The sequence below is a fragment of the Microcoleus sp. BROC3 genome (genome assembly GCF_036702515.1).
GTDB lineage: Bacteria > Cyanobacteriota > Cyanobacteriia > Cyanobacteriales > Microcoleaceae > Microcoleus.
Map to the genome: position 1 here is coordinate 1 of NZ_JAUBTQ010000125.1, position 4,821 is coordinate 4,821.

Sequence of the window (4,821 nt, forward strand, 5' to 3'; positions counted from 1 at the left end):
GAGCGAATCCACAAAGTACAAAATCCTTTTTGTGCAGGTTTACCCTCTAATGTCAGCGTCACCCCCAATCGATTTATCTCAGTTTCACACAGTTTTTTGCCACCTTTCTCGCTCAACAAAGCTTGATTCCAGCTCATAAATTGGCGAGCATATTTCCCTTCATTGCTTGTTGCCCACTGAATTGTATCCGCGTTCTTGCGAGCAAACTGACCCTCTTTGCTCAGCCCCCATTCGAGGGCTACGGCTTGTTCTAAAGTGAGCTGGCGTGGCCCTTTTGGGTCGAGTTCAGGCGCTGGAATGAACCGGGGCAGCGCTAGCCCGATAAACGCGCCGATCGCCATTGCCCCTAACACCACACCGCTCCCAAAAATCACCGACCAAATATCGTGAGCAACTTTCTCTAAAGCTGCTTGTCGCACTAGGGTGTAAACTGAGTTGGAAATGTGGCGATGTTGCACCTTAACAGCCGCTTTTCCCTGCCGTTCTAAAAACTCTCTGCTTTCTTTTTCCCAATTTTCAGTAAGCTGGCGAACTTGTTCCAGTTCTTGAGAGATGACAGCTTGAGAATCTTTCAAATCACCTTGCCATTGAGATTGCCAATTCTTGAAAAACTGGTCAATCTCTTGCGGTTTTTTTTCTAACAGCAGTTCGAGTTGACCTGTAGCCAGCAATACGATAAAAAGCGGGTCATTTTTATTGAGACCATATCGGTAAGCTGTCTGAATGACATGAGAGCGAAATTTGGAGTCTTTGCCCTTGAGTACCTGGCTGATTAGTGACTCAGTATCTCTCTCGTACATGGGAGGGGCAGATAAAGGATGTCTGTTCAGAGCTTCTCTTTCCCTCGAATCATCGTCTATGAGTTCCCAAAACTCCTCTTCATTTAGCTTACTCCCATCTGATTTCAACTTTTCTTCTACTGCATCTTCTGGGAATGTATCTGGAGAATCGGGCAAATTTTGCGAATTTTCAGCGGATTGTATGGAATTATTTTTGGTATTATTAAGTCTGCCCTGTTCCCTTGGCGTTTCCAATATCTCGCCCAACTCTTGAGAGTCAACTTCGGAAAGTTCTTCTAAAAGTCGATCGGACATTTAACCTCCTAGCTAATTAAAATCCAAATCTTTATGCTGTTCTGCATCGCGCATTCTCTAGTCTAATAGGCTTGGGATAACAACAATCTGACTTCCTTTCACAAGTCTCTATCTCCCAAAAATTATTGAAATGAAATTCGTCTGAAAGCGCTAACCCAAGCGTATTGTCTTATAGTCTGAATTCACATTTTTTCCCTCCCATAACGAGTTCATTACACATCGACTGTAAAATTTACATTCCTGGACGTAAATTATCGGTTTAGACACTACCTGTAGTAGTAAGATGCGTTTCGGCACACCCAGCCCGCTGGCCCAGTGGTGAAGAAGTTCTTGAAACCCTCGAAATCTCTTAGCGGGCGATCGATCAATCTTCTTATTTTCAGAATTTAAACGCAATAAACGTTGTTTATTGCTAAGAACCAACGCCTGGGATAACACAACTGCGTTGATTGCACTCAGCCAGCGGGCTGGTTTCGGCACACCCTATCAGTAGAGTCTGTGCGTAAGCCTTAATTTAGATTCTTAAAAGCTTACGATACCTTTTTTACAAATTATAGCCTCTTGAGACTTTACAACCTGTTGCTTATTTTGTTACTCATTTTGGGGCTCATTTTCTATTGGCATTTCCTCATTTTTTTTTCGTTCATAGGGCACAATGACTTCTTTTTTATTGCGATTAGGCGCGTTGTTAAACAAGCCTACATCTTCTATCAGACGGAAACAGTCTTCCAGAAAAGTATGCAATCGCTGCTGACTAATCAAGAAGAATTCAGAGTGTTTCATTGCTTGAGAAAATGACAACCGCTTCGTATCAATAAACTTGCGCTCTCTTGCACTCAGAGCGGGCAAATCTACGACAGGAATTCGGTAATTATTAATGAGCTTGTTCATTTCCTTATGGCTTTGTACGTGCGACCAATCTTTGCAAACTCCAAAATTGCGGACAAAAATGTGATTGAGCTGACCTTCAAAGTAGTTGAAAGAGTCAATAAACATTTCAATGCTGTCCGTCGTGCCACCGCAAATAAACCACTTGCATACATCAACTCCTGACTGCTCTTTAAAATCAGGAGAGGTTAAATTAGCTTCGTCAATCCATTTGTTGATAATGCCGTAAACCCGAGCGGGTAAATTGACAATAACAGGAGTTTCTACTGCTGTTTCAAAAATAATATCGATATCGAAAAACTTCTCTTCATCCTCAACTAAAGCTACGATTTTTGCATTGTGTTCAGGATAGCGCTGCTGCACGTCAGGATTTTGAAAATCACCATCAATTAACGTGTACAGCAGTTCATACTTCTGATTGAATTCAACCAGAATCCGAGTTAGCATCGACTTTCCAACGCCACCTTTCTCGCCGTCAACCAAGTGAATCATGTTAGTCATTTCATTCCTCCTTGCTGGATGTCTATTCAAAACTTAATAATTTTTAACTAAAGCTAGGTCCGACCATTGCCGGATCGAAACCAGCTAAGTTAAATGCGCTGTTTTCAAACTCAACTTCTCCCGCAAATTCCTCTGGTTCTTTTTCTTCGGGCAAACTTGCTGGAGTTGAACTCTCAGGGGCAGTTAATTCTGCAGCAATAGATGCACTTGAATTCGATAAGTGAGGGAAAGTAGCTAAAGGAATTAAACCCGAAGAAATACCAGGGGCAATTACTCCTAACTCGGTACAGTTAAATCCCGCATCTCGGCAAACTTCATCTATCTGCCTGAGCAAAAAATTAATGCTTTCTCGCCTCAAATACTCTAAGTCTGTACTAGAATGACTACCGCTATTGCGTAAAGATGCTAACAGCCACCGCGCTTTGATTAGAGGTAAAATCGTTTCCTTGAAACTAAAAAAAGGATGATTTTGCAGGTAAGACAGCAAGATAGCGTCTTCGGAATCTGGCAAAACTTGACAGCGCCAGCAAAATTCCTTGTAACGTTTTCTAGGCATAATTCCTCACCTTCTTCCCAGCACCTCGGTAGGGCCCTCCCAATAAGAGAGCTGCATCTAAGTTTGTTTCTGATTCCTCTAATGAATGTTCTGTATTCGACGACGACTCATCACTCAATTTATTAGAATCATCTAAGCAGGTATCTTTGATACTTGAATCAGCCTTTTGTTGAGCGCAAATTTCAGTGTTTTGTTCAGTAATATCTTCAGTGTTTTGTTCAGTGGGTTCCTCAATTTTTTGTTCAGCGGGTTCCTCAATAATTTTTTGTTCAGTAATATCTTCAGTCTTTTGTTCAGTAGATTGCTCAATTTTTTGTTCAGTAGATTGCTCCGATTTAGCGTGAGTAAATTGCTCAAGTTTTAATTTAGTAGGTGGCTCGGATTTTGGGTGAGTAGGTTGTTCAGATTTTGGCTTGGTAGATTGTTCAGATTTTGGCTTGGTAGATTGTTCAGCACATTCTTTTACACTCTGTATATCAGTCGTGGGGACTGGAGCATCTCCTGAACGGGAAGTTGTATCTTCTGCCCTCTGAGAAGTTGCCGCAACAGACCTTTGCCTCAGTACCTCAAACTGAGATTTGAAGTAAGAAAATAGTCCGTAAACATCAGCTATGCGGCAACCTAAACCATCAGGATCGAGCGTTTTTGGCACTGTTATACCTGCGTGCCAAGATAGCGAATAATGAGAAAACTGATTTCGCAGTTCTGGCTTCATATATTCAGAAGTACCCCCGCAAAATACAATTTCATCTAAATCGGGCGGCAGCACTTCATTAATCCAATGAGATAGCATTCGAGCGTAGTCGAAGCGAGACAGCTTGACTGCTTCAATCAATTGGTCAACTTCTCGATCTTTAGCTGTTTCCTCTCGATTCCGAGCAATTCGGTAAAAGTAAGGGCGGTTGTAGCTTACGCCCGCTTGAGCGATTGATAAAGCCAAACGGGAAGCATCGTAGTTAGAGGTTCGCTCTTGAACTAGATCCACCAACCTTACCATTCCTAAGTCTGAAGTTTTGCCCTTACCGACAGCACCGCGTGCCGAAACTATTACCGAAGCATTGCGAAATCCTACCATAACAAAGGCAGTTACCCGCTGCTTGAAGGCTGAACCTAAATTACTGTTGTGGATCAAAGCAATGCCGCCGCCTTCTTGCAAAGCTTGGGTTTTGTCCAGGGTGACGGATAGCTTGCCGGTGGGTGTTTCAAATGAAGCAGAGTATTGACTTAATAGCTCAAAAAATTGCTTGGAGTCATTAAATTCGCCTGGGGGCAAGAAAACGGAGATCGCAGCGCTAAATTGACTGCCTAAATCTAACTTCCGCGACACTACCCACAAAGCTGCTAGAGCTTTGTACAAAGCGCTACTGTACTTCAGTCCCGCCAAACCGATGTGAGCATTGAATTGCGCTGCTGCTAGGTAGCCAACGGCTCGGCATTCATTACCAATTGCCACCCAAGCAATATTTTCGGGAGATGCTGATGCGAGGTTGGGTTGTGTGAAACAATTGGCTATGTCTTGGCTCACTGGCCCCACCTGCGATTCCATTACAAAGGAGTTTGCTTTACTGCCTGCTTGCGAGCTTTGGCAGAAAACTCTAGTAGATAAGCCTCCAAAATCTATAGCCAGAAGTGCATCTGGTATTGAGGATTTTTTCTTCATAAACGCTGGCTTTTATTACGTTATAAAATGATAGTATTGGCTTCAGTTTAAGTCTGACCTCACCAATTCCGGTGGTTTTAGATAGTTAAAATAGCCCCCTCCAAATGGCGGGGACAGACTGC

General features: G+C 42.8%; 4 protein-coding genes. All 4 read right to left on the reverse strand.

The features are described from left to right. On the reverse strand, positions 1-1,094 hold a 1,094-nt coding region (locus QUB30_RS32820; RefSeq protein ID WP_333342380.1), incomplete at its 3' end, for a DUF6753 family protein. Between the two features lie 591 nt (positions 1,095-1,685). Beyond that, positions 1,686-2,483 carry a mobilization protein MobD-like protein gene (locus QUB30_RS32825; RefSeq protein ID WP_333342381.1) on the reverse strand — a complete coding sequence of 266 codons (798 nt, stop codon included), beginning with the start codon at positions 2,481-2,483 and terminating at the stop codon, positions 1,686-1,688. Between the two features lie 43 nt (positions 2,484-2,526). Continuing rightward, the gene (locus tag QUB30_RS32830; RefSeq protein WP_333342383.1) at positions 2,527-3,039 is read right to left on the reverse strand and encodes a hypothetical protein; all 513 of its coding nucleotides are present in this window, start codon (positions 3,037-3,039) and stop codon (positions 2,527-2,529) included. Beyond that, positions 3,032-4,699, reverse strand: coding sequence for a hypothetical protein (locus QUB30_RS32835; RefSeq protein WP_333342385.1), 1,668 nt, complete (start codon positions 4,697-4,699; stop codon positions 3,032-3,034). Before QUB30_RS32835 ends, QUB30_RS32830 begins: the two co-directional genes overlap by 8 nt. Positions 4,700-4,821 lie beyond the last annotated feature (122 nt).